This window comes from Synechococcus sp. R55.2, assembly GCF_047462075.1.
Classification (GTDB): Bacteria; Cyanobacteriota; Cyanobacteriia; order Thermostichales; family Thermostichaceae; genus Thermostichus.
Window position 1 is genome coordinate 1 of record NZ_JANSIH010000227.1, and the last position, 23,000, is coordinate 23,000.

Here is a 23,000-nt window from a genome sequence, read left to right on the forward strand (position 1 = left end):
TATTATACATTATTTTCAGTATAGTTGAGCTTATTATTGACTAGAGTCATGCTCCCTGGGATCCCTTGAAGGAACCGGCCTCCGCCTCTCCTTCAACTGGGGTCGAAGGACGGTCTTGGCCGCCGGCAAACCAGTTCCGGATGCGATCCCATTCCACCTGATGGTAGCCGTCCACCGCCCAATTGGCCCGCCGCTGCAGCATGTGCAGAGGAAAGAAGGTGGCCAGAGCCAGCACCGGGATCCCTGCCGAACGGGCTGCCTGAATGCCGGAGTAGGTGGCTTCAATGCTCAAACACGCCTGGGCAGGCAATTCCATCCGCTGCAAAAGCAGGCGGTGCAAGTGTCCTGGGGAAAATATTGGGCCTGCATCATCCCCCGTCACTCGATAGGAGCCCACATCGGTCAACCGTATCAGGGCCGGGCAGCATGGCTGGAAGCGCTCTAGAAAAGCGGCCACCTCGGCTGCCGATTGGCCGCACAGCAGGCCGACCTTCAGTTGCAGCCGCTCCAGCGTCTCCAAAGTTTCCCTCAGGCCGGGAATGAGAGGCAATTCCCTCTGCCCCTGCAAAGCCTGTCGGTAGTATAGGGCCTTGCGTTTCAGCAGCTCTTCCAGTTGTTTGGGGCTGAGCACCCGCCCTTGCTCCCCCCACAGAGCCGGCAGGCGCTCTCGATCCGGTCGGCCCAGGTATTGCAGCCGGTAAAGCTCCCGCTGCCCAGGGGATCCCGACTTCGGCCAGCACAGGTTCCAGGGGCGCAGGTTCTCTTCCACCAGCAGTTGGTTGATGGCCTGTAGGTGCAAGTTCTCGTCATCGGCCACCACTCCACTCCAGCTCAAGATCACCCCTTGCAGTCCCATAGGGGGGACATCACCCTCTGCTAACGACCGCAACCCAACTGCCGGATCCCTGCTTCAGATCACAGCAGATGGCTTGTCTATCCATTTTGGACGCGACGCTCGAACTCTTCCCGAGTGGTGTCCACCAATTGCACCGCCTCTGGATAGAGCTGAGGATGGTTTTGCTTCAGCCAACTGAGCACCCGCGCCAGTTGGGCTGCACACAGATCCAAGTCCGCTTGAAAAATAACCGCCGCCGCCATGTGCTGAGCATATTCGGGCGGGTGACCCTGCTGCGCCAGCTCCGCCGTCAAAGCGGCCAAGGCTTGTTGGCGAACTGAGGGCAGTGAACTTTCGGGAGAAGACATAGGCCAAGCCTTTCAATCGGGAGAGTAGCGGCGCAAAGCCAGCGTGACGTTGTGCCCACCAAATCCAAAGGCATTGACCAAAGCGGCCTCAACAGCCATCTGCCGCCCCTTGTGGGGGACAAAATCCAGCCCTTCGCACTCGGGATCAGGGTTGTCCAAGTTGAGGGTAGGAGGAACCCAGCCGTGGTGGATGGCCAAAGCTGTGGCCACCGTGGCAATGCCGCCCGCTCCCCCCAACAGGTGGCCGGTCATGGACTTGGTGGCGCTGATGGCCAAACGGGGGGCATGCTCGCCAAAGACCGACTTGATGGCCTGGACCTCGGCGATATCCCCTACAGGGGTGCTGGTGGCATGGGCATTGATGTGTTGCACATCCCCAGGCTGAAGCCCGGCATCCTTGAGGGCCAGCCGCATCGCCCGGGCCGCTCCCTCGCCGCCGGGGGCAGGGTTGGTCATGTGGTGGGCATCGCAGGTGAGGCCATAGCCGACTATCTCCGCATAGATCTTGGCCCCGCGGGCGCGGGCATGCTCCAACTCCTCCAGGACCAGGATCCCTGCTCCTTCCCCCATGACAAAGCCGTCCCGATCCCGATCAAAGGGCCTACAGGCTTGCTCCGGGGTGTCGTTGCGGGTGGAAAGGGCCTTCATGGCACTGAACCCCGCCATGGACAAAGGGGTAACCGCCGCTTCCGTGCCACCTGTAATCGCCGCTTGCACCTCTCCCCTCTGGATGAGCCGAAAGGCATCGCCAATGGCGTTGGAGCCAGAGGCACAGGCCGTAACTGTGCAGGAATTGGGGCCTTTGGCGCCAAAATGAATGGCCAGGTGACCTGCAGCCATGTTGGCAATCATCATGGGCACCATGAAGGGGCTACAGCGATCCGGCCCTTTCTGCAGATAGATGGTCTGCTGCTCTTCCAAGACGCGGATGCCGCCGATGCCGGTGCCCAAGATCACCCCCACTTGCTCAGCGTTGAGATCGGTGATGTGAAAGTCGGCGTCCTCCAAGGCTTGCCGGGTGGCCGCCATCGCCAGGTGCACAAAGCGGTCGGTGCGCTTGACATCCTTGCGATCCAAGTAGTCGAGGGGATCAAATCCCTTCACCTCTCCGGCAATACGGCAGTCGTGGCGGGAGGCATCGAAATGGGTAATCGGCCCAATGCCGGAGCGCCCTGCCAGCAAGCTCTGCCAAAACTCGGCAGGAGAGTTGCCGATGGGGGTGACCGCGCCCAGCCCCGTAATCACAACGCGGCGGGTTGGCCTGAGAGCAGTGGCGGGATCCAGAGTAGCCATCGTCCGGTGTTAGCCCAGGGGTATGGAGGCAGATTAGGCAGCTTTCTTCGAGAGGATGTAGTTAACAGCGTCTTGCACGGTGGCGATCCCCTCTGCATCTTCATCGGGGATCTCCAGGTCGAATTCCTCTTCAAAAGCCATGACCAGCTCCACCGTATCGAGGCTATCGGCCCCCAGGTCGTTCTGGAAATTGGCTTCCGGGGTCACTTTGTCATCTTCCACGCCCAGTTGATCGGACACGATCTTGCGAACACGGCTATAAACTTCGTCTGCGCTCATGCTTGGAATCCCAACTCTCGATTCAGCGTGTCTTGGCCGGGCCAACCAGCGGCCAATGAAGCAATCCCTATTGTATCGGACAATGGATCCCCTCTTGTGAGCAGCCTCACCTGCATTGGCTGCTGCGGCCAGAGTATGGAGGTGTGGGGATTGAGCCGCGGCCTTTTCGGTTGCAGGAAAGAAAAGCTAGTATAGTCTACTGCATCTCTACAACTGGATCCTCAAGGAGAACTCGCTTCCATGCCCCGCGCTTACGAAACGATGCTGATTGTGCGTCCTGATGTGTCAGATGAACCCCTCGAACAACTGCTCAGCAGTCAGGAGGCAATCCTGCGAGAGAACGGAGTGAACCACGTGGAGATTACCAATAGGGGCAAGCGTCGCTTTGCCGGGTTTGAGATGAAAAAGTTCAAGGAGGGTCTGTACATCCAGTTCAACTACGAAGCCGAACCCAGTGCGGTGGCTGCCTGGGAGAAAAACCTGCGCATCAACGAGAGTGTGCTGCGCCACATGACCCTCCGCGTCGGCTAGGTTTGACGGGATCCCCGCCTGCGGGCATGATGGAAGTGCGCTGAGCTGCCCCTTGATCCCCGGATGGCTCTGTTATGAACTCGATTGTGTTGATGGGCGAGGTTCTGTCTGAGCCGGAGCTGCGCTACACCCCCGATAACTTGGCTGTTACATCCTTGGTGATCGGCTTTCCCAGCCTGCGCCCGGATGAGCCGCCCTATCGCGTGCGCGTTTCCTCTTTTGGAGAACTGGCCAAAAGGGTGGTGGACACCTGCCATGTGGGCGACCAAATCACAGTGGAAGGCCAACTGCACATAAATGTGGTGGAGCGAGATGGGCGCAAGGAAAAGCTGGCCGAGATCACCGCGCGCCGTGTCCATCAGCTGGGATCCGCTCGCGTCCTCTCTCTGACGGGGATGGGCGAACCGGCGATTGTGGAATCCTCTGAGGGGGATGTGGTTTCCCCACCGGAGCCGGACGATCTCCCGTTCTAACGGTTGCGAGACTTGCCGGGATCCCCCATGTCTCAGGAACTTGCTGCGGGTGAACCTTTGAGATCCCTGCGGGTCATCGGCTACTCGGTGCAGGGGCGTCCTATTCACCTTTGGCAGCTCACCCAAGGGATCCGCTCCTTGCTGCTGCTCGGCGGGGTACACGGGGATGAGGTGGAGGGCTATGCCCTGATCGAGCGCTATGTGGCTTCTGGGAAATGGGGATCCTTGGCCGGGAAGGCGACCTTGTGGGCGATCCCACGCCTGAACCCGGATGGCTGTGCCTTGGGGCAACGGCTCAATGCCAACGGCGTCGATCTCAACCGCAATCTGCCCACCCAAGATTGGATCCCGGCCTCTCTGGAAGCTCGTTATCCGCCCGGATCGGCCCCAGGCTCCGAGCCCGAAACGCAAGTGTTGTTGACGAGTTTGGCCCGGATTCAGCCCCAGTTTATCCTTTCTGCCCACTCCTGCCAGGCGCACCCCTGCGTGAACTACAACGGCCCTGCCCTTGAGCTGGCCCAGGTGATGGCTGCTCGCAACGGCTTGCCCGTCGCCGCCGACATTGGCTACCCTACCCCTGGTTCTCTGGGCACTTGGGCAGGGCAGGAACGGCGGATCCCAACCCTAACGCTGGAAATCCTGCGGGGCACTCCCCTCGATCAAGTCTGGCAAGAGCAGGCCGAGGCGCTGCAGGCGGTGTTGGAGTGGGCAGCCCAAGGCGATGCCTTCTGACCGGTGTCAAGATCTCTGAACTTTCGTTGCCAATCTGCCTAGTTCGTTCAAGATATCTGGGGTTTTCTCGCCCAAATCTTCTACAACACAGATAGGTGGGGCAGAGCAGAGGGGAGCTTGGAGTCGAGGGAAAAGGGGTCAGAGGTCAACCCCGAAGTCACGCTGCTTCTGCCTTGTGCCCCGCTGTTAGCCATCTGGAGGAAGCCAATATGTTCAGCAGGATTTTGGTGGCAGTGGATCGGTCGGAGCTGAGCCAGGGAGTATTTCAAAAGGCCGTCCAAGTGGCCAAGGCCATGCAGGCCCAGATGATGATTCTCCATGTTCTGTCTCAGGAAGAGCCGGGCGCCCCAGAGCCGCCGATGATCCTGGGGGTAGATTACAGCTCCACCATCAGCGCCGAGCTGTGGCAGTCCTACCGGGAGCAATGTGCCATCTTCGAGCAAAACCAGATGGACTACCTGCGCTCGCTGGTGGAGAAAGCGGCTGAGCACGGGATCCGCGCTGAGTACACCCTCAACTACGGCAACCCCGGTCGGGTCATCTGCGATCTGGCCCGCTCTTGGGATGCGGACTTGGTGGTGGTGGGCCGCCGCGGCCACTCCGGCCTGAGCGAGCTGTTTCTGGGCAGCGTTAGCAACTACGTGCTCCACCGCGCTCCCTGCTCGGTGCTGACGATACAAGGGGAAGCCCTGAAAAAAGAAGCCCAAACTGCGGAAGAGAAGACAGCTACCCCTGCTGGCTAAGGCTCTAGGGACTCTAGGGCGAGGGAGTGGGATCTGGTCGCGTGAGCGGGGCAGAGTCCTTGCTCTCCGGCTGGCCCTCCAAGAGGCGATTCACTTCGGTTTCCAGGCTGTTGAAGGTGCTCAGCTCGATCACGGCAATGTCCGGCTGGCGGCTGCTTTGCACGTAGGCCTGCAAGCCAGAGGCGGCCAAGGTCAGGGTTAAGGGATCCTGCTCGGCGTCAGGCTTGGGCTCAAAGGTCAGCCGTAGGTCGGGCTCAGACAACACCCTTTGGGCTTCCGCGTCGGCCTGTTCCACAAACTCCTTGGCGCGGGCAGCATTCAGGCTGGAGAACAGAGAGCCGAGATCCACAGGCTGGCCCGGTCGCTCCGGGTTTTCCCAGCGCAGCTCCAAGGATCCCTTCTCTGAAGGCCGAGGGGTGAGGGTGACCTTTTCCCCTTGGGATTCTAAGGTGACTTGGCCCACTTGGTTGGCGTTGAGGCGGGCAATGCGGTGATCCCGCAGCTCTTCCAAGTCGGAGCGGAGAATATCGGCGGTGGAGGTGAGCAAGGTGGCTACTGCCGGGTGCTCAGAGGTGATGACGTACACCTGGCCATCTTTCTCCGATCCCAAAGCGACGTTCAGGGTTTTGCCGCCCTCCAGCTCCACCGTCAGGCGGGCGGAAGGCTGCTCCAGGCCATAGGGGGCGAGCTCGTCTTTGGTCTCGGCGGGGAACTCCACGGCCTGCAGGCGGGCCAGAGTATTGAGCAAGCGGTTGACGTTGATCTCATCGGCAGGCAGCTCTCTGGGCTGGACAATCTGCCAAGTAAAGTGCTCCGCACCGCTGGCGCGAACGTCTTTCCGCTGCAGGCGAACAACTTCCGGCTCCGCCTCTGCCAACTGCACTTGCAGGGCTTTCACCTCGGCTGTATCAAACTGAAGCAAAGTCTTGTCCCGCAAAGCCAAGAGAGAGGGCAACAGGGATCCCTTCTGGGCACTGCTTAGAAGCACCACCTGTCCCCCTTCGGGCTGGGCGTAGAAGCCGGAGCCGTCGAAGTTGTCGTTGCCGATGGCCAGGCGGTAGGGATCCCCTTCTTTGGGGAAAAGGGCGATTTGGTGTCGCGGCTGATCCAGGCCAAAAGCGGCCAGGTCAGTGACCCCCTCCAGAGTGATTTGGGGGGTGAGGCGGGAGAAGGTGTTGAGCAACTGCTCAATGGGGAAGTCCAGCGCCGCTGACTGAATGGGACTGACGATCCGCCAGTGGGATCCCTCTTCTTCTGGATTGCGCTCCAAAAGGATTTCCAAGTGCTCCGCACCGCTGCCGCGAACGGGTTCCCCCTCTTTCTGTTGGCGGATTTCAATGCGGGCAATGGTATCGGTGGCAAAATGGAACAGCCGCGCTCGCTCCGCCTGTTGCTCCTGGCGCAGTTGCTGGATGTTGTCCAAGAGGAAGTAGCCCAGCAGACAGGCCACCGCCAAACCCAGGAGAATCCAGGTGGTTCGCTTGAACATGCCTGCTTTCCTCCAGCTCTACCGTCTTTGCCACCACAGGGCAGCTCCGGAACCCAGGGCCGCCAAGGGCAAAAGGACCGTTGATCCCAGCACCAGCCAGCGGAAGTTTTGACCGGTCAGGGTGAGACGGCGATCCGTGATGGATTTGGGGCGGATGGAGATCTGCTCCGTTTGCTCAGTCAGCCAGTTGAGGGTGTTCAAGAAGAGATCCCGGTTGCCCTGCTGCCGCAAGTTGCCGTTGAGGGCAAAGTCGACATTGCCGATCACCACCAGGCGGGCCTCCTGCGGGGATCCTGTGTCGGCCTGGTCGGCGTCCAAACGGCGGGTTAAAGCAACACCCAAGGTAAGGGGGCCAGGCTTGTCCTGCTCCGGATCGAACTGCAGGGGGCCACGTTCCAGGTCAGGACTGGTCTCCCCCCAGCTTTGCGGGCTGGTGCGCAGTAGGGGCGTGGCTTGGATCCCTTCGCGGGCTTCGGTTTCCACAGAGCGGGCCAGGGGGAACAGGGTCATCAGCCGCTGGGCGGCCAAGGGGGCGGTAATGGGGTGATCCCCGTAGGTAGTAACCAGGGCAACCGCCGGCCCTGTCCTCAACAGTTGGCTGACGCTGCTCACCTCAATGAGGATGTCATCCCCCAAGACCACGCCCCACTCTTCCAGCAAGGGATCCAGGCCGGCATCCACCCGTGGCCCAATCAACAACAGCAGCCGTCCTCCCTCGGCCAGGTAATCCTGCAGTTTCTCCACCTCGCCGGGGAACAAAGCCCGCTGTGGCCCCGCCAGCACCAGGACATTCGCATCCTCTGGGATCCCCGATTGCACCAAGTTGAGGGTCTCTACCCGATAGCCTTCCTGACCCAGGGCTGCCGCCGCCTGGGCCAGAGTTGGAGTACCTTCCCTCGCTTCCAGCCCCACTTCCCCGTGCCCTTGCACGAAATAGGCCACTAACTCCCCTCGGTTGACCACTTTGGACAAGACAGGGGTCAGTCTGCTCTCCAGGTCAGGAGCAGGGGGCTGGGGCAGTTGTTGCCGGCTTTCTCCGGCCTCCACCACCAGGGTGTTGTTTTGCGTCACCTGCAGCCGCTGAATGGTCAGGGGATCCCGGTTGGGATCCACAAACTCAAACTGGAAGCGGTTGGGGTTGAGGCGGCGATAGCGCTCCAGTTGTTCCCGCAGATTGGGATCCGGCGCAGTGGTGACCACCCAAACTTTGACCGGTTGCACCAATCCCTGCACCAATTGCCGGGTTTGGGGCGACAGGGTAAACAGGCCCTCCTCGGTGAGATCCAGCCGCAGGTCGTAGCGCACCGCCACCACATTCACCAGCACTAGAATGACGGCCATCGCCGCCACCGCCACCAGGATGTTGGCGTTGGTCTGGGTGGAACGCAGACCGAGGAAGACCCCCACCTCCTGCCGGTGGGTGATGCCCCAAACCACCAGCAGGGCCAGGCCCGTTGCCAGCATGCTCAGGGGCACAGCCGTCCAACCGGTAAAGGCGGATCCCACCACCAGGCCAATGGCGATGACGCCAATGCCCAGGATCCCTGTCCAGTCCTTTAACGCGCGCCAGTCCTTCATAATAATGCTCCGCACCGCTGCCGCGAACACCGCACTCCTCCCATCTGACCCTAGCTCTGTTGCCAGCGCAGGCTTTCCACCGATTGCACCGTGGCAAACAGCCCCAGGACGATGATGCTCAAGAAAAGAATGAGGCTGCTGCTGCTGAGGATCCCTTGCACCCAGTTGCTGTATTGCTGCAGCAAAGACACATGCCGCAGCGTCGCGGCAATCCAGTTCTCCTCCTGGCCGGCTGCCGCGTCGATCACCCAGAGCAGCAGGATCAGGCCAAAGGTGGCCACCGCCGCGATGAGCGTGCTGTCTGTTAGAGACGAGATAAACAACCCCAAGGCCATGACACTGCCCGCCAGCAGGGTTAGGCCCACATAACCCATCAGGGTCAGGCGGTAGTCCACTGCCGGGTTGGCGCTGCTCAGCACCAGCACATGGTAGACCAGCGGCGGCAGCAGCAGCGTGATGAAAAACGCCCACACCGCCAGCCATTTGCCCACCGCCACCCCCAAGTTGGTGATGGGGGAGGTGGCCAGCAGCTCCATGGTGCCCCGCCGCCGCTCCTCGGCATAGGAACTCATGGTGAAGATGGGCAATAAGAAGAGAGAAAGAGTGCCCAAGAGGTTGAGAAACTGCTGCGACAGGATGGTGGCGGCGTCAAAAGGGTTCTCCTGGCCAAACTGGGCAAACAGATCCACCTGCTGGGAGAAATTGATCACCCGCACCAGGATATTAAAGAAGAAAAACCCCGCCAGTCCCCAAAACACCGCGGCCACCACATAGGCGATGGGCGAGGTGAAGTAGCCGCGCAATTCCTTACGAAAAATGGCAATTGCTCCGTTCATGCCGCTTCCTCCAGTAGGCCCTCGGATCCCTCTTGGGTGGTGAGCTGCAGGAAAATCTCTTCCAAAGAAGCTTGAGGACGGCCTATCTCGTAGAGGTCGATCCCCGCCTGCACCAGCGCTTTGGCTGCCTCCGGGATCCAGCCGTCCGCGGCAGCGTTGCTCTTGAGCTGCACCTGCCAGCGGGAGGGATCCGCCGCCAAGGGCTGTAGGCTCACCACCTCCACTTGGGGCAAAGGCTGCAGGGCCGTCCGGATGGCCATTGCCTCGGTTGCCCCCACCACCAGCTTTGCCTGCTGCCGATCCTGAAGCTGGGCTGTCAGCTCAGCGGGGGTGCCGATGGCGGCCACCTGGCCGCGGTTGATGATCACCACCCGGTCGCAGGTCATGCTCACCTCCGGCAGGATGTGGGTGGAGAGGATGATGGTGTGCTCCCCCGCCAGGCTCTTGATGAGCTTGCGCACCTCGATAATCTGCTTGGGATCCAGCCCAATGGTGGGCTCATCCAGGATGATCACCGGCGGGTCGTGAACCAGAGCTTGGGCGATGCCCACCCGCTGCTTAAACCCCTTGGAGAGCTTGCGGATGAGGGTGTGGCGCTTTTCTTCTAGGCTGCAGCGCCGGATCACCTCGTCCACCCGCCTGGATCGGTCGCCGGGGCTGACCCGCTTGATCTGCGCCACAAAGTGCAGATACGCCTCCACCGTCATCTCCATGTAGAGGGGCGGGTTTTCCGGTAGATAGCCAATACGCTGCCGCACCGCCATTGAGTTTTCGTGGACGTCAAACCCGGCCACCCGCGCCGTCCCCTCGCTGGCAGGCAGATACCCGGCCAAAATGCGCATGGATGTGGTCTTGCCGGCTCCGTTCGGCCCCAAAAACCCCATGATCTCGCCGGCGTTCACCTGGAAGGAAACATCGCGAATGGCAGTAAAGCTGCCGTAGGTTTTGCTCAAATGCTCGACTTCGATAGCAACCGCATTTGCACGAGCAGTGGGTAAACCTGTCATCAGCAACTCCTAACCTACAGGGTCAGCGGTGGTTGGCAAACGGCCCAAGTCTGTGCAGGCTAAGGCTGAGTTGCCCATATTCCAAGAAAGACGAATGCTAGGAAGAGATTACAGGCTCGGGCAAGAACACGGGCAACCGTGCTGAGGCCACATGCCAACTTAGCATAGCGGCAGCGAGGATGCGTTGATGGAGCCGGGATCCCTTTCCCCCTTTTGGTGGGGATCCATCGGTTGGCTAGTCAGCAGGGCTTGTGAGGGATCCCCACTGTTCCAGTCCCAGAACGCGGCTTTCCCCTGGACAGGCCGCCACCACCTCCCCAATGGGGAAGGCTTCGGGGAGCAGGGATCTCACCTGATTTTCCGCCTCAGGGGGGATCACCAGCACATAGCCCACCCCCAGGTTGAAGGTGCGGAACATCTCCAAGGTCTCCACCTGGCCCTGCTCTTGGAGCCAGAGAAACTCCTGTGGGACGGGCCAGCTATGGGGCTGCAGCCGCGCCGCCTGGTTCGGGGCCAAACAGCGGGGCAAATTTTCCGGGATCCCGCCGCCAGTGATGTGGGCCATGCCGTGGATGGCGATCCCTGCTGCCTGCAGCCGCTGCACCGCCTGCACGTAGATGCGGGTGGGGGTGAGGAATACTTCCGCCAAAGGCCGATCCCAGCCGGGAGGCCGGTGATCCCAGCGCCAACCCCGGTCGGCCACAATCCGCCGCACCAAGCTGTAGCCGTTGCTGTGCAGGCCGCTGCTGGGCAAAGCCAACAGCCGATCCCCCAACTGCACCCGCGACCCATCCAGAATGGCCGTTTTTTCCACAATTCCGACACAAAACCCGGCCAGGTCGTATTTCCCAGGGGGATAGAACCCCGGCATCTCCGCCGTTTCCCCCCCCAGCAGTTGGCAGCCCGCCTCCTGGCAGCCCGCCAAGATGCCGTCGATCACCTGCCACAGGGCTTCCGGCTCCAGCTTGCCGGTGGCCACATAGTCCAAGAAAAACAGCGGCCGGGCCCCCACCGTCAGCACGTCGTTGACGCACATCGCCACCAGATCAACACCTACCCCCCGGTGCTGACCCCACTGCTGGGCAATGTCCAGCTTTGTCCCGCCCCCATCGGTGCCCGCCACCAACACCGGCGCTTGATACCCCGTCGGCAGCTCAAACAGACCGGCAAAGCCGCCGATGCCGCCCAAGGTTCCTGAAGAACCTGAGGACGGAATTTGAATCCGTTCAACGCGCTCGCGGATCCCCCTGACAAAGGCGTGGCCCAGATCGATGTCAACCCCTGCTGAGCGGTAGTCCAAAATGCCAAAACCCCTTATGCTATCAAGACTTGAGCTCCTGTGTCCGACCGTACAAACGGGTCAACTCAGAAACCTATGGTACATTAACTTCTGTTTTAACCGTCGCACTGGAAGTTGTACGAGATTGGAGAGGAGCGCGGCCTCATGCGAAATTGGAAACAGCTTGGACAGGGACTGGATCCCGCCCGCAAAATGGGCTTGGTCAGTTGTCTCTGTGTCACGGCTTTGGGCTTGCCGGCAGGCATGTTGGGCGGCTTGACTTCGCGAGCACAAGCCTCGACGCGAACCGGATCCCCCAACACCCGAGCAGCAGACCTGTCACCTGCATCCAAATTGCCCCCCCCGGCCACCCCTTCCCAACCCCTCCCTGCTGCCGCAGCCCCAGTCAGAACGCTGCCGAGAATTCCCCAAACCCCTATCTCCGACCACAAAGGTCTTGCCCCTGCCAAACTGGGTACCCTGAACTTGGATCATCCCTTGAACCGATCTCGCCAGGCGATCCTGCCCCGTCGAGCAGAAGAACCCATTCTCAAGATCGGCGAACAACAGCAGCACACCAACCAGCCCATCTCCACCCTCTACGACTATCAGATGGACGGGCAACAGGTGGTTACTGTCTATGTGCGGGATCTGCCCATTGTCAGTTTTGTCGAGCACCCTGGGCTAGAACCACCGCTGATGCGGGCCAGCACCCTTGTGGCCCAGCTCAACCAAATGGCCCAGGGATCCCTGAAAGACACCACCATCACCCTAGGTTGGGCAGGTTTGGAATTGGCCGAACAAGGCTTGGGTGTTCCTCTCTACACCATTCAGGTCAACAACAAGGAATTGCTGCGCATTGACGATGGAGTGCTGTTGATCGACAACCAGCGCCCGGTGGATGTGGCTGTTTTGGCTGCCAATCGTCTGCGCCGTCTGCTGCTCGATGCCCCGCCCATTTCAGCTCCGGCCCTGCCTCAACCGGCTGCTCTGACCGCCAAAGCCGCTGTTGCAGGTTCCAAGCCGAAAACAGCCCCTCAACAGGAACCCGCCCCTGTCCGCGTGGTTGGGCCTGTGCAAGAGGGCATTGCTTCTTGGTATGACCTGCACCCAACCCGCCATGAGATGACGGCTGCCCACCCCACCCTGCCCTTTGGCACCGAGGTACGGGTGACCAACCTGAAAAACGGACGCCAGGCTGTCGTGCGCATCAACGATCGCGGCCCTTTTATCCCCGGTCGGATCATCGACCTCTCCCTGCGGGCGGCAGAGGTGTTGGGGATGGTGCGCTCGGGGCTGGCACCTGTGCGGGTGGAAGTGCTGCAACGCTAGCTAGGGCACGGGCGAAAAGCGCTTGGAATCGGGGGAATAGCGCCAAGAAATGCCGTCGGGATCCCGGCTGCGGCTCCACTCTGGAAACCCGGTTTTGAATTTCCAGTAGGTAATGGCGGAAACCACCACCCCCAACCGTTCCGCCAACTGAGTCTGGTTAAGGGGGCGCAGCGGTGCCCGTGGCGCTGTGGCGGCAGTGGGGCTGGGTGCGGGGGCAGAGCCTGCCGACTCCTGGGAGGGCGTGGTTGCAGGGGTGGGTGCTTCCTGCTCCAACCGGTGACCAGGGCTGGGCTCCTGGGGACGCAGCAGGCTGAACTGGCTCAACAGGCCGACATTTTCCAGGTTCAGGAGATTTTCCAGGTTAGAGGTCTGGTGGATCAGCTCCAGCTCACGGCGAAATTCATCCTCCAGCACCTGCAGGTAGTGTTCCCGCTTCTGCTCCGACTCGGCATCTTTGAGCAGCCCCAAGGCAAAGCTGAGGTTCGAGAGGGGCTCGCTCAGATCCTGCAAGAATTTCTTGAACAGAGTGCCCTTCACGTCCGTGAACTGCTGCAACTGCTGCAGTTTTTGCCGCAGCTCCTCGATTCTTTTCTCTTCCAGCTTGCGGTTCTCAAGGCTCTGGCGGTGGTTGTGCAGGGCAATTTCAATGGTGGTGTAGAGTTCCCGCTCTTTGAAAGGCTTGATGATGTAGCCGAAGGGCCGGGTCTCCTTGACGCGGGAGAGGGTGTCTTCGTCGGCGTAGGCCGTCAGATGCACCACCGGAATGTTGAAGCGCTCGGTGATCCGCTTGGCGGCTTCTATGCCATCGATATCGCCTTTTAGGACGATATCCATCAAGACCAAGTCCACCGGCATCTCTTCCAGCCTTCGGATCGCTTCTTCCCCGGAAGAAGCAATGGCGGGCACAGCGTAGCCAAATTTTTTCAGAACGTTGGCAATGTCCTTGGCGATGATCTTCTCGTCCTCGACGACCAGAATACTGCCTTTGACAAGGGGTGGAACTCTCTTCAAGGCTCGCTCCTCGGAAAGGTAATGATGAAGGTGGTACCCGGTTTGCTCCTCAATTGTATCTTGCCCTGTAGCTGATCGGTGAGGGTTGCAACCAGTTGTAAACCCAGAGATTGAGTTTCCTTGAAGTCAAAGTTCGGGGGCAAGCCAATGCCATTGTCGGAGACTCGCAACTGAGTATATTTGCGGGTTTGGCTGAAACAAACCTCTATCTCTCCACTGCGGCCCTTCGGGAAGGCATACTTGAGGCTGTTGGTCACCAACTCGTTGATGATCAGGCCACACAAAACTGCATCGTCGAGGTTGAGGCGGATCCCTTCGGCACGGATGCTGGCGCGAATGCTCTCGGGGTTCACCCCGTAGGAGTGAAAGAGGTTGGAGATCAAATTGTGCAAGTACTGCTTGAGATCCACAGCGGCCAGATTGTTGGATTGGTACAAACCTTCGTGGATCAAAGACATGGCTTGAATACGGCTGCCGGCATCCTTAAAAACGCGGGCGTACTTGCGGCTTTTGATCTGGTCAGCTTGGAGCCGCAGCAGGCTGGAGATAATTTGCAGATTGTTTTTGACGCGGTGGTGAATCTCCCGCAGCAGAACTTCTTTTTCCTGAAGGGCAGCTTGGATCTGCAGCTTTGCCCGTTTTTCTTCGGTAATGTCTTCACAAATGCCGATGATGAAGAGGTTTTTGCCCTCGGGATCCCGGACTGCAGAGACCGCCAGGCGGCACCAAACCACCTTTCCGCTGCGGTGGATGTAGCGTTTTTCCAGATGGTAGCGATCCCGTTGGCCGTTCAAAACCTCCTGGAAAAGGCGCCAATCTTCCTGAATGTCTTCTGGATGGGTGAGGTCGCAGAAGCTCATGCGGGTTAGTTCGGCGGCACTGTAGCCCAAGATCTCTTCCAGAGCAGGGTTCACTTTTAGGTAATGGCCCTGGTGATCGACGATGGAAATGCCCAGGGCCGACTGCTCGAAAATGCCCCGCAAACTCAGCTCGCTTTGGCGAAGGGCTGCCTCAGCTTGCTTGCGCTCGGTAATGTCCAAAATCTGGCTCAGAAAGTAGCTGGGATCCCCTTGGGCTGTGCGCACCAGAGTGATGCGGAGAATGGCATAGACAATTTGGCCGTTCTTGTGGATGTAGCGTTGCTCCTGTTCCCACTGATGCACCTCGCCGGCCAGCAGGCGGTTGCTGTTTTCCAGGGTGGTGGCGATGTCGTCGGGATGGGTGATGTCAAGGACGGTTTTCCCCTTGAGATCCTCCAGGGTGTAGCCCAGGGTTTCGGTAAAAGCGGCGTTGATCTGCAAATAGGTGCCATCCAGGTGGGTCATGGCCTTGGCGATGGGAGCCCACTCAAAGGATTGGCGGAAGCGTTCTTCACTTTCTTTGAGGGCAATTTCTGCCTCCACACGGGCGCTGATGTCGATCACCTGGTTGAGAAACTGGGTGGGCTGTCCTTCCTCGTCGGTGAGAAGGGTGGCCTGAAACAGCACATGAACAACCTGACCGGAACGATGGGTGTAGCGAATCTGGCGCTGGCTGACGGAGACCTTCCCCGCCAACAAAGCCTCATTGGCCCCCAGCAGTGGGTTGACATCTTCGGGGTGGAGAATGTCCAGTTGCTGCCGATGCTTCAATTCTTCGGGGGTGTAGCCGACAATCTGGGCAAAGGCATCGTTGACCTGGATAAATCGCCCCTGCAAGTCCACAAGGGCAATTCCATTGGGGGCCAGCTCAAAAATCTGCCGAAAATGGTTGGCGCTTTGTTGCCAAGCTTGCTCTATCCGACGACGTTCGGCCTCCAGTTGCTTGGACTCGGTGATGTCTTCGGCGATCCCTGCTACCCGATAGATTTTGCCCTCTTTGTCGGCGATGGGAAAGGTGCGTTCTCGCAGCCAAATCAGGCGGCCATCAGTGTGATAAATGCGGAAGACAACATCGGTGGATTTGCCCTCCGATTGGGCTTTGAGGATGGTGGGGAACAACCAGCGATCGTCGGGGTGGATTTGGCGCATCCAGGCTTGGGGGTTGGCGTAAGCCTCTTCGGCGGAAAGGCCCCAAAGGGCTTCGCAGGCTGGGCTGACGTAGATCAGCTCTTTGCTGTAGACCGTTGTAATCCAAAACAGTTGTTGCGTATTCTCTACCAGTTGCAGAAAACGATGCTCGCTCTCTCGGCGGGCTTCTTCCAATTGTTGTTGTCGTTCTTTCAGTTGACGGGATGCTGTGATGTCGGTAACAAATCCTTCAAAATAGAGGGGATCCCCTTGGTCGTTGTAGATGGTACGGGCATTTAAAGAAATCCAAATTAGCCTGCCATCTTTGCAGCAGACTTGGTGTTCAAAATTCACAACTTGACCTTCTCTCAGCATGCGCTGGATGAATTCGGCTCGTTGCTCCGGATCGCTATAGATTTGGGTGCCAATATCGGAGACGTTGTGCATCAAATCCTCAGGGGATTCGTAGCCGAAAATATGGGCCAAGGCCGGGTTGGCAACCAGGTATTTGCCCTCTAGGGTGGTTTGAAAAATGCCTTCGACGGCGTTCTCGAAGATCTGCTGGTAGCGGGCAGCAGTGCTGCGGCTGTCTTGCAGTTGGGATTGGAGCTGCTCAAGGGTCTGCCGATGCTCCTGGGCCTGGAGAAGGATTTGCTTCAGGCTGAGGCCAACGAGGTCAATCTGTTCCCGTTCAGAGGAGCTCAATTGGCGAGGGTGGCAGTCGAGCAGGTGCAGATCGGCCAACCGGATCCCCTGCTCAGTTTGCAAGAGAAAGGACTCATGAAAAGGCCATTGCTCAGAGCCGACATCGGGGTTGAAAGGTTCTCCGGCTGGGATCCTTTGCGGATCCCGGTAGAGGATCCCTTTTGAAGGCGAGTGGGGATCGGATCCCGGCTGGGCCAGTTCTAGATAGACCAAAGGTACTTTCAACAGTTGACCCAACAATTGCAACAGCGGGTACAGCGCCGAAGCGGACTCAGTATCCGGTTCAGTTCGAAGGGACGGCCCTTCCCTGGGAGCAGTCCGCGGGAAAGCAAAACCGTGCACAACGGATCTTGGCGAGCGAGAAATGGGAGGTGACATGGGAAAACCTGGCCGAGGAGCTGGCTCAACCCAGTCCATCACGACAGATCGGGGGTGCCTGGTTGGGCTGATCTCCACAGGGAAAAGGAGCAGGCGCACCCATTCTGCACCCACTCTACTCTAGCGATACTCTGGAGAAACTTACTTTGAAACTTACTTTAGTGAAACATGCTGCTGACGGAGCTATCTTCATGGATGCGCCAGATCGCTTCCCCCAGCACATTGGCTACCGAGAGAACGGTTAACTCGGGAAAGTGCTGCTCTGGAGGGATGGGGATGGTGTTGGTGACGATCACCTCTTCAAACAGGCCACCCCGCAGGCGTTGAATGGCCGGCTCAGAAAAAACAGGATGAATGGCGCAGGCGTAAACCGCTTTGGCTCCCAGCTTGCGCAGCAATTTTGCCCCTTCCGAGATGGTGCCTGCGGTATCGATCATGTCATCCACAAGGATGGCAGTTTTCCCCCGCACATCCCCAATCAGATTCATGACTTCCACATCGTTGTGGGCTTGGCGGCGCTTGTCAATGATTGCCAGAGGGGCTTCCTTGAGTTTTTTGGCAAAGGCACGGGCACGAGCCACACCCCCCACATCGGGAGAGACGACCACAATGTCTTCGTCGAGCAAGCCCTTTTCCTTGAGGTAAGCCTGTAATACCGGCTGGGCGTAGACGTGGTCGAGGGGAATGTCGAAGTAGCCTTGAATCTGGGCCGAGTGCAGATCCATAGCCAGCACGCGATGAGCTCCCGCCTGGGTAATCATGTTGGCCACCAGCTTGGCGGTGATCGCTTCTCGGCCTGCCGTTTTGCGGTCGGCGCGAGCGTAGCCGTAGTAGGGCAAGACAGCGGTGATCTGCCGGGCAGAGGCGCGGCGACAGGCATCGATGATCACCAGCAGTTCCATCAGGTGGTCGTTGACGGGGCGGCAAGTGGGCTGCACCAAGTAGACATCAGCACCCCGGATCGACTCTTGGATTTGGATGTACAGCTCGCCATCGGCAAAGCGCTTGCGCAACATCGGGCCCAGATCCATGCCCAAGTAACGCGCCACCTCTTGAGCCAGAGCCGGGTTAGCGCTGCCTGAGAAGATTTTGAGGCGGTTGCTATCCGAGATGGGTGGCAGGGGAGAAGGGCGAAGAAGGGGTGCAGGGCGAACCACAGATCGATGCTGAACTCGTCCGTAGCCAACGCCTGACGGCGAGCTGCCGCTATCGTAGCACTGGCGCTTGCAACCTCAGCAAGTGTATTCTTCCGGATTTTGAGTTTGGGGGGAGCAAGTTACCATAGTCAAGATGAAGGTCGAGCTGCTGCACATCCACAAGCGTTTTGGGGCGGTACAGGCGAACCGCGATGTGTCCTTGCGGGTGGAGGCGGGCACAATCCACGGCCTGCTTGGGGAGAATGGGGCCGGCAAAAGTACCTTAGTTAAGATCCTGAGCGGCTTTCTGCGCTGCGATCAGGGGGAGATTTGGATCGATGGGCAACCGGTTCGCATCGACAGCCCTGCAGCAGCCATTCGCCTGGGCATTGGCATGTTGCACCAGGATCCCTTGGATTTTCCTTCTCTGACGGTGCTGGAAAACTTTATTGCCGGGCAACGAGGGCGCTTGGGCTTGGGGCTGCGGGAAAGCCGAAGACGTCTCGAGAAAGCCTGTGAAGAGTTTGGTTTTAATCTCAACCCCGATGGAGCCATCGGCAGTTTGACGGTGGGGGAACGGCAACAACTGGAAATGCTGCGGTTGCTTTCCCTGGGGATCAACACCTTGATTTTGGATGAGCCAACGACGGGCATTTCTGCAGCGCAAAAAGATCTTCTGTTCGCGGCTCTGAGAAGGTTGGCGGAGCAGGGCAAATCGGTGATCTTCGTCTCCCACAAGCTGGCCGATGTGGAGTGCCTTTGCGATCGGGTGACGGTGATGCGGCAGGGGGAGGTGGTAGGGGAGCTGCCTGTTAGAGGTGAGGACATTGCCCTGCTGGAACAGCGGTTGATCGATTGGATGTTCGGGCGGGAGTTGGCACCCCCGGCTCGGCCCCATTCTCCGCAAAGGAGGGCGGATCCCCTGTTGGAGTTGCGCTCCCTGGTGGTGCGGCATGAGCCGTTTACCCTGGCTTTGCCAGATCTGGCGGTGCAGCCGGGGGAAGTGATTGGGTTGGCTGGTTTGGAGGGCAGTGGGCAACGCTCTTTCCTTCTCACCTGTGCAGGGTTGTTGCCGCCCAGGCGGGGCCAGATCTTGTTGAGGGGGCAGGAGATGACAGGCCGTCCTTACGGCGACTACCTGCGCTGTGGGGTGGGGTTTTCTCCGGCGGATCGGCTGCGGGAAGGGCTGATCCCCGGCCTAACGTTGCAGGAGCATTTTGCCCTCAAGCAGCAGGATCCCTGGATCAACTGGGCTCTGGCCCGTCAACAGGCCCAAGCGGCCATTGAACACTTCAGCATTCGCGGTCACCCCTACAGCCGGGTGGAGCAACTCTCGGGGGGCAACCAGCAGCGCAGCCAGTTGGCTCTCTTGCCCACACCCCTGACCCTGTTGCTGATGGAGCACCCAACGCGAGGGTTGGACATCGAGTCGGCGCTGTGGGTCTGGGGGCAATTGCTAGAACGCACCCAAACGGGTACAGCCATTCTTTTTGCCTCTGCAGATTTGGACGAGATCCTGCTGTACAGCAACCGGGTGATGGTGTTCAGCGGCGGACAGGTCTCGGAGCCCATTCCGGCGGCGGAGCTCACCGTTTCACGCCTGGGACAGATGATGACGCTTCCCGTCTTGCGCAGCACTCACAGCAGCGAGATCCCAGGGATCCCGACTGAGGTTTAGAGGGCTAATCGAAGCCCTCTAGCGGTCGCGTCAGCGGTGCGTAGCCCTTTCGCTTTGCCGCAGCAGGAGAAGGATTTGAGAACGGCATGGCAACCGGCTAGAGCAAGGCTTAGAGTAGCAGTAGCCCCAAGCCTTTTGCTCAAGGAGTCCGGCCATGGGATCCCAGGATCGCGCTCCGCCCTCAGGAACAGAGGAGCCGCAATCTGACCGTTCGCGCTCCTCGGACGACGTCCTTTTGCAGCTCACCGTTCGGGGATCCCGGCAGCAGGTGTTGCGAGGTTTGCGAGCTTGGCTGGAGCTGGGCTTACTGACCCCAGAGCACTTTCGCCTGCTGGTGGAGCAGTATCGGCTAGAGGGGGAGGAACCAAGGTCAGCGGCAGTTTCCCCCAGCGACGAGATCCCGGCTCGTCTTGGCTCGGCCTACGTGCTCTGGATTTTGGGTTTGTTTGGCATCTGTGGCCTGCACCGTTTTTATCTGGGCCGCTGGCGGACGGGTTTGCTCTGGCTGTTGACCTTTGGGCTGCTGGGGATCGGTCAGCTCCTGGATTTGATTTGGATCCCAGGGATGGTGCGAGAAAGAAATGCTCGCCTGGCCGGATCTGGGGTTGAGGAACCTGCGGTCGAGGGGGGAGAAGAGCCCCAAGCTGCCCCTCAATCCACTCGCGCTACTCGGACGGAGTCCTTGCCCCCCCCTACCCCGGCGCTGGCTGTTTTGCTGCGGAACTTGCTGTCCGAGCTAAGCGTGACTTGGCTGTTGCTGCTGGGCCTGTTTTTGGTGGTGGTGTCCTCGGGGGTACTGGCGGCCAGCCACTGGGAGCAATTTTCTCCAACTGCTCAGTATGGGGTGCTCTTGGCCTATACGGCGGCTTTTGGGGTAGGTGCTGGATGGATCCAACGGCAGGAAGGGCTGCGTCTAACCGGTCAAACCTTGGAGGCTATTGCCCTGCTGCTGGTGCCGGTGAACGTGTGGGCCCTGGATGGGCTGGGGATCCTTTGGGGGATCCGCATCCTGGCGCTGGGCTTGCTGCTGGGGATCCCGTTGACGGCTGAGGGTCGGGTGCGCTCGCTGGGTTCAGGTGCCGGCTTTCGCGACAGCGGTGTGGAGCCCAATGCCTTTTCCAATGCCTTTTACGGAACCTTGGTGAACTTTTTGGCCCTCTCTGGCTTGCACGCTTTCTGGAGCTTGGGGCCGCAGGAGCTTCGCCCTGCTTTTGTCCTGGGGATCCTGTATCTGGGGATCCTCAGCACCGTGATTTACACCTGGAGGCGCCGGTCTCGGGAATTACGGGGCTCCAAGATCTGGCTAATCGGGGCTGCCGGATCCCTGTTAATCCTACGGGGGCTGCTGTCTGGGCATGTCCAAGTGTCGCAGTTGGGGTTGGCGGTGGCCCTGTTGGGTTGGCTGGCAGCGGAATGGCCCCAGGGATCCCCGGACGTCGTAGCAGAAGGCGCTCAGGAGGGGACGCTCTCCCGCTGGTGGGAGGGGAGCTGGGTGCTGTTGGTGGTGGGCTGGCTGCTGGCTGCCATTGGCTTGGCGGAGAGCCCTTTCAGCGGCTGGCAGTTGCTGGGGATTAGCCTGCTGGGGATCCATGTCTTAATCGGGCGCTTGCGCCGACACACCCAGTCGCCCCAGCGGGACGAAGTCCTTAGGGTGCATTTGACGTTGCTGTTCTTGCTGGGCCTGGAAACTTGCTGGGCTTTTTGGCAGGTGTGGCCAGCAAGCTGGCGGCAAGAGGTTGTAGCTACAGTAACCAACTGGTTTCAGCCCCTTGATTCCCCCTGGGGATTGCTGGGGTTGGTGCTACTGCCCTACGAGGTGCTGTGGTTGGGGTTGGCGGCCCGCTGGCAGAGGAGCACTCCAGAAGCCGGCGAGACAGACTTTTCTGGGCTGGTGGAACCAACAGAGCGCTTGGTTTTGGGGCTAGGGGGATCCCTGCTGCTCTTGAGCCTTCCCTATCCGGCCATTCGCTTCTGGCATTTGCTTTTGAGTACTGGCATCCTGACCTGGTGGCTGCGGCAGAAGTCCAAGAGAGCTGAGCTCCTCGATCCCCGCTGGGTATTTCTCACCCATGCCTACGGGCTGGGGGCGCTGCTGGCCGGGATCCGCTGGCTCTTGTCTGACTTGAGCCTGTCCAGTTGGGGAGTGGTTCTGCTGCTGGTGGGCCTATTGCAATGGGCAGGGCGGGTGGCTCTGGGTGGGTCAGGGCGCTTTTTTTGGGGAGTGCCTGCGGAGCTGTGGCAGCGAAGTGCAGATGGCATAGGGCTGGTGCTGGTGGGATCCAGCTACTTGGCGTTTTTGCTGCAACGGTTCCTTGATTCGTCTGCGACTGGTGAACAATCCATGGGCTGGCTGTGGCTGCTGGTGCCTCTTGCTTTAACGGCAGCTCAGGTATTGGCCCTGCCCCCCCTGGAGTTCATGCCCCGCTGGCTGCAGAGCCCAGAGCAAGGGGGATTGGGATCCCTTTCCTGGCGGCAGGGGATCCCGGAGCGCGGGTCTTTGCGTTTCCCGGCAGTTCTCTCCCTTTTGCTGGCCCAGTTACTCACCTTTGGAAGGCCGGGGGTTGAGTTTTTGGGTCTGGGCTTGGGGTTGCTGCTGATGGCCACGCAGGTGTGGGTGGTGGCCTCTTTACCGTCCGCCGACCATGAGCTCCACACCGCCAACGCAGTTGTTCCAGCAGAGGTGCTGTTGACAGTGACGTTTGGCTGGGGGTTCGGTCTGGTGGGAATCCATCGGCTGTTCCCCGCTTTAACGGAGTCAGAATGGCTGGCGGCCTTGGGGGTGCTGCTGTTGTTCGCGACAGCGGTGCGGAGCACTAGCGGCTGTCGCTACAGCCTAGGGACTCCGTTCCACTACCTCTCTCCCCGCCTTCGGGCAGCTTACCGACCGGTGCTGGATGGCTTTGGCTTTCTGCTGGGGATCGTACTTTTACTTTCCCTAACGTTGCAGACATTGCAGCCAGAAGCAGGTCGCATCGGTGGTGGAAAGTACCTGGATTCCCCAGTGGCTCTGACCCTGGCCTCTGGGACTGTCCTGGTGGCCATTGTTTTGCGGCTTTGGGTGGAAGTGGCTCCCGCTTTTTATCGCGACGGCGGTGTCCATCCTGCTGGCTTGGAGAGCGAAAGCCCGTCTCCTTCCAGGGCGGAGGATGTCTCAACTGGCGGCAGCGGTCAGGAGGCTTCGTCGGCCATCTCATGGTCTGTAATGGAGGGGCTGTCCTATGGGCTGATCTGGGCTTTGGAGCTGTTGGTGGCCAGCAGCCTCTTGTGGGTGGTACAGGGATCCCGTCCTGTTGCCCCTCTGCTTGCCGTCATCAATCTAAGCCTGGGGA

Annotated in this window: 19 protein-coding genes; 7 read left to right on the forward strand and 12 right to left on the reverse strand. The window is 59.7% G+C overall.

What is annotated here, in order from left to right:
- Positions 1–46: 46 nt before the first annotated feature.
- The 4 genes from NW838_RS07775 to NW838_RS07790 form a co-directional block, all read right to left on the reverse strand.
- Positions 47–856, reverse strand: coding sequence for an HAD family hydrolase (locus NW838_RS07775; RefSeq protein ID WP_414355683.1), 810 nt, complete (start codon positions 854–856; stop codon positions 47–49).
- Positions 857–933: 77 nt separating this feature from the next.
- Positions 934–1,203 carry a hypothetical protein gene (locus NW838_RS07780; RefSeq protein ID WP_414350639.1) on the reverse strand — a complete coding sequence of 90 codons (270 nt, stop codon included), beginning with the start codon at positions 1,201–1,203 and terminating at the stop codon, positions 934–936.
- Between the two features lie 12 nt (positions 1,204–1,215).
- The gene (gene fabF / locus NW838_RS07785; RefSeq protein ID WP_414427805.1) at positions 1,216–2,496 is read right to left on the reverse strand and encodes a beta-ketoacyl-ACP synthase II; all 1,281 of its coding nucleotides are present in this window, start codon (positions 2,494–2,496) and stop codon (positions 1,216–1,218) included.
- Positions 2,497–2,529: 33 nt separating this feature from the next.
- Positions 2,530–2,775, reverse strand: a complete 246-nt coding sequence (locus NW838_RS07790) for an acyl carrier protein (RefSeq protein ID WP_041436540.1) — start codon at positions 2,773–2,775, stop codon at positions 2,530–2,532.
- Between the two features lie 240 nt (positions 2,776–3,015).
- Between NW838_RS07790 and rpsF the strand changes: the two genes are divergently transcribed.
- The 4 genes from rpsF to NW838_RS07810 all read left to right on the forward strand — a co-directional run bounded on the left by rpsF (position 3,016) and on the right by NW838_RS07810 (position 5,254).
- Complete coding sequence (rpsF, locus tag NW838_RS07795; protein WP_414355685.1) at positions 3,016–3,306, forward strand: 30S ribosomal protein S6; 291 nt, start codon at positions 3,016–3,018, stop codon at positions 3,304–3,306.
- A gap of 74 nt (positions 3,307–3,380) precedes the next feature.
- Positions 3,381–3,779: a single-stranded DNA-binding protein gene (locus NW838_RS07800; RefSeq protein WP_414355686.1), complete on the forward strand. Its 399-nt coding sequence runs from the start codon at positions 3,381–3,383 to the stop codon at positions 3,777–3,779.
- 27 nt (positions 3,780–3,806) lie between these two features.
- Positions 3,807–4,511 carry a M14 family zinc carboxypeptidase gene (locus NW838_RS07805; RefSeq protein WP_414355687.1) on the forward strand — a complete coding sequence of 235 codons (705 nt, stop codon included), beginning with the start codon at positions 3,807–3,809 and terminating at the stop codon, positions 4,509–4,511.
- Between the two features lie 95 nt (positions 4,512–4,606).
- Positions 4,607–5,254 carry a universal stress protein gene (locus NW838_RS07810; RefSeq protein ID WP_414355688.1) on the forward strand — a complete coding sequence of 216 codons (648 nt, stop codon included), beginning with the start codon at positions 4,607–4,609 and terminating at the stop codon, positions 5,252–5,254.
- A gap of 13 nt (positions 5,255–5,267) precedes the next feature.
- On the opposite strand, the gene NW838_RS07815 is transcribed toward NW838_RS07810, so the two are convergent.
- The 5 genes from NW838_RS07815 to purM form a co-directional block, all read right to left on the reverse strand.
- The gene (locus tag NW838_RS07815) at positions 5,268–6,743 is read right to left on the reverse strand and encodes a DUF4340 domain-containing protein (protein ID WP_414355689.1); all 1,476 of its coding nucleotides are present in this window, start codon (positions 6,741–6,743) and stop codon (positions 5,268–5,270) included.
- 18 nt (positions 6,744–6,761) lie between these two features.
- On the reverse strand, positions 6,762–8,321 hold the full coding sequence (locus tag NW838_RS07820; RefSeq protein ID WP_414427806.1) for a GldG family protein: 1,560 nt from the start codon (positions 8,319–8,321) through the stop codon (positions 6,762–6,764).
- A gap of 50 nt (positions 8,322–8,371) precedes the next feature.
- A complete protein-coding gene (locus NW838_RS07825) occupies positions 8,372–9,157 on the reverse strand; it encodes an ABC transporter permease (protein WP_414355691.1) in 786 nt (261 codons plus the stop codon).
- Positions 9,154–10,164, reverse strand: coding sequence for an ABC transporter ATP-binding protein (locus tag NW838_RS07830; protein WP_414427807.1), 1,011 nt, complete (start codon positions 10,162–10,164; stop codon positions 9,154–9,156). The genes NW838_RS07825 and NW838_RS07830 overlap by 4 nt, the downstream gene beginning before the upstream one ends.
- A gap of 235 nt (positions 10,165–10,399) precedes the next feature.
- Positions 10,400–11,464: a phosphoribosylformylglycinamidine cyclo-ligase gene (purM, locus tag NW838_RS07835; RefSeq protein ID WP_414427808.1), complete on the reverse strand. Its 1,065-nt coding sequence runs from the start codon at positions 11,462–11,464 to the stop codon at positions 10,400–10,402.
- A gap of 144 nt (positions 11,465–11,608) precedes the next feature.
- On the opposite strand from purM, the gene NW838_RS07840 reads away from it, so the two are divergent.
- Positions 11,609–12,775, forward strand: coding sequence for a septal ring lytic transglycosylase RlpA family protein (locus tag NW838_RS07840; RefSeq protein WP_414427809.1), 1,167 nt, complete (start codon positions 11,609–11,611; stop codon positions 12,773–12,775).
- On the opposite strand, the gene NW838_RS07845 is transcribed toward NW838_RS07840, so the two are convergent.
- The 3 genes from NW838_RS07845 to NW838_RS07855 form a co-directional block, all read right to left on the reverse strand.
- The gene (locus NW838_RS07845; RefSeq protein ID WP_414355695.1) at positions 12,776–13,786 is read right to left on the reverse strand and encodes a response regulator; all 1,011 of its coding nucleotides are present in this window, start codon (positions 13,784–13,786) and stop codon (positions 12,776–12,778) included.
- Positions 13,783–16,704 carry a PAS domain S-box protein gene (locus tag NW838_RS07850; protein ID WP_414427810.1) on the reverse strand — a complete coding sequence of 974 codons (2,922 nt, stop codon included), beginning with the start codon at positions 16,702–16,704 and terminating at the stop codon, positions 13,783–13,785. Before NW838_RS07850 ends, NW838_RS07845 begins: the two co-directional genes overlap by 4 nt.
- Before the next feature lie 311 nt (positions 16,705–17,015).
- A complete protein-coding gene (locus NW838_RS07855) occupies positions 17,016–18,014 on the reverse strand; it encodes a ribose-phosphate pyrophosphokinase (RefSeq protein WP_011433256.1) in 999 nt (332 codons plus the stop codon).
- A gap of 133 nt (positions 18,015–18,147) precedes the next feature.
- Here NW838_RS07855 and NW838_RS07860 point away from each other — a divergent pair, with 133 nt between their 5' ends.
- Together NW838_RS07860 and NW838_RS07865 are read left to right on the forward strand one after the other, a co-directional pair.
- Positions 18,148–19,671 (forward strand): ABC transporter ATP-binding protein, encoded by a 1,524-nt coding sequence (locus NW838_RS07860; protein ID WP_414355697.1) that lies wholly within the window; start codon positions 18,148–18,150, stop codon positions 19,669–19,671.
- Positions 19,672–19,825: 154 nt separating this feature from the next.
- Positions 19,826–23,000, forward strand: a 3,175-nt coding sequence (locus NW838_RS07865) for an NINE protein (protein WP_414427811.1), incomplete at its 3' end; no start/stop codon positions are given.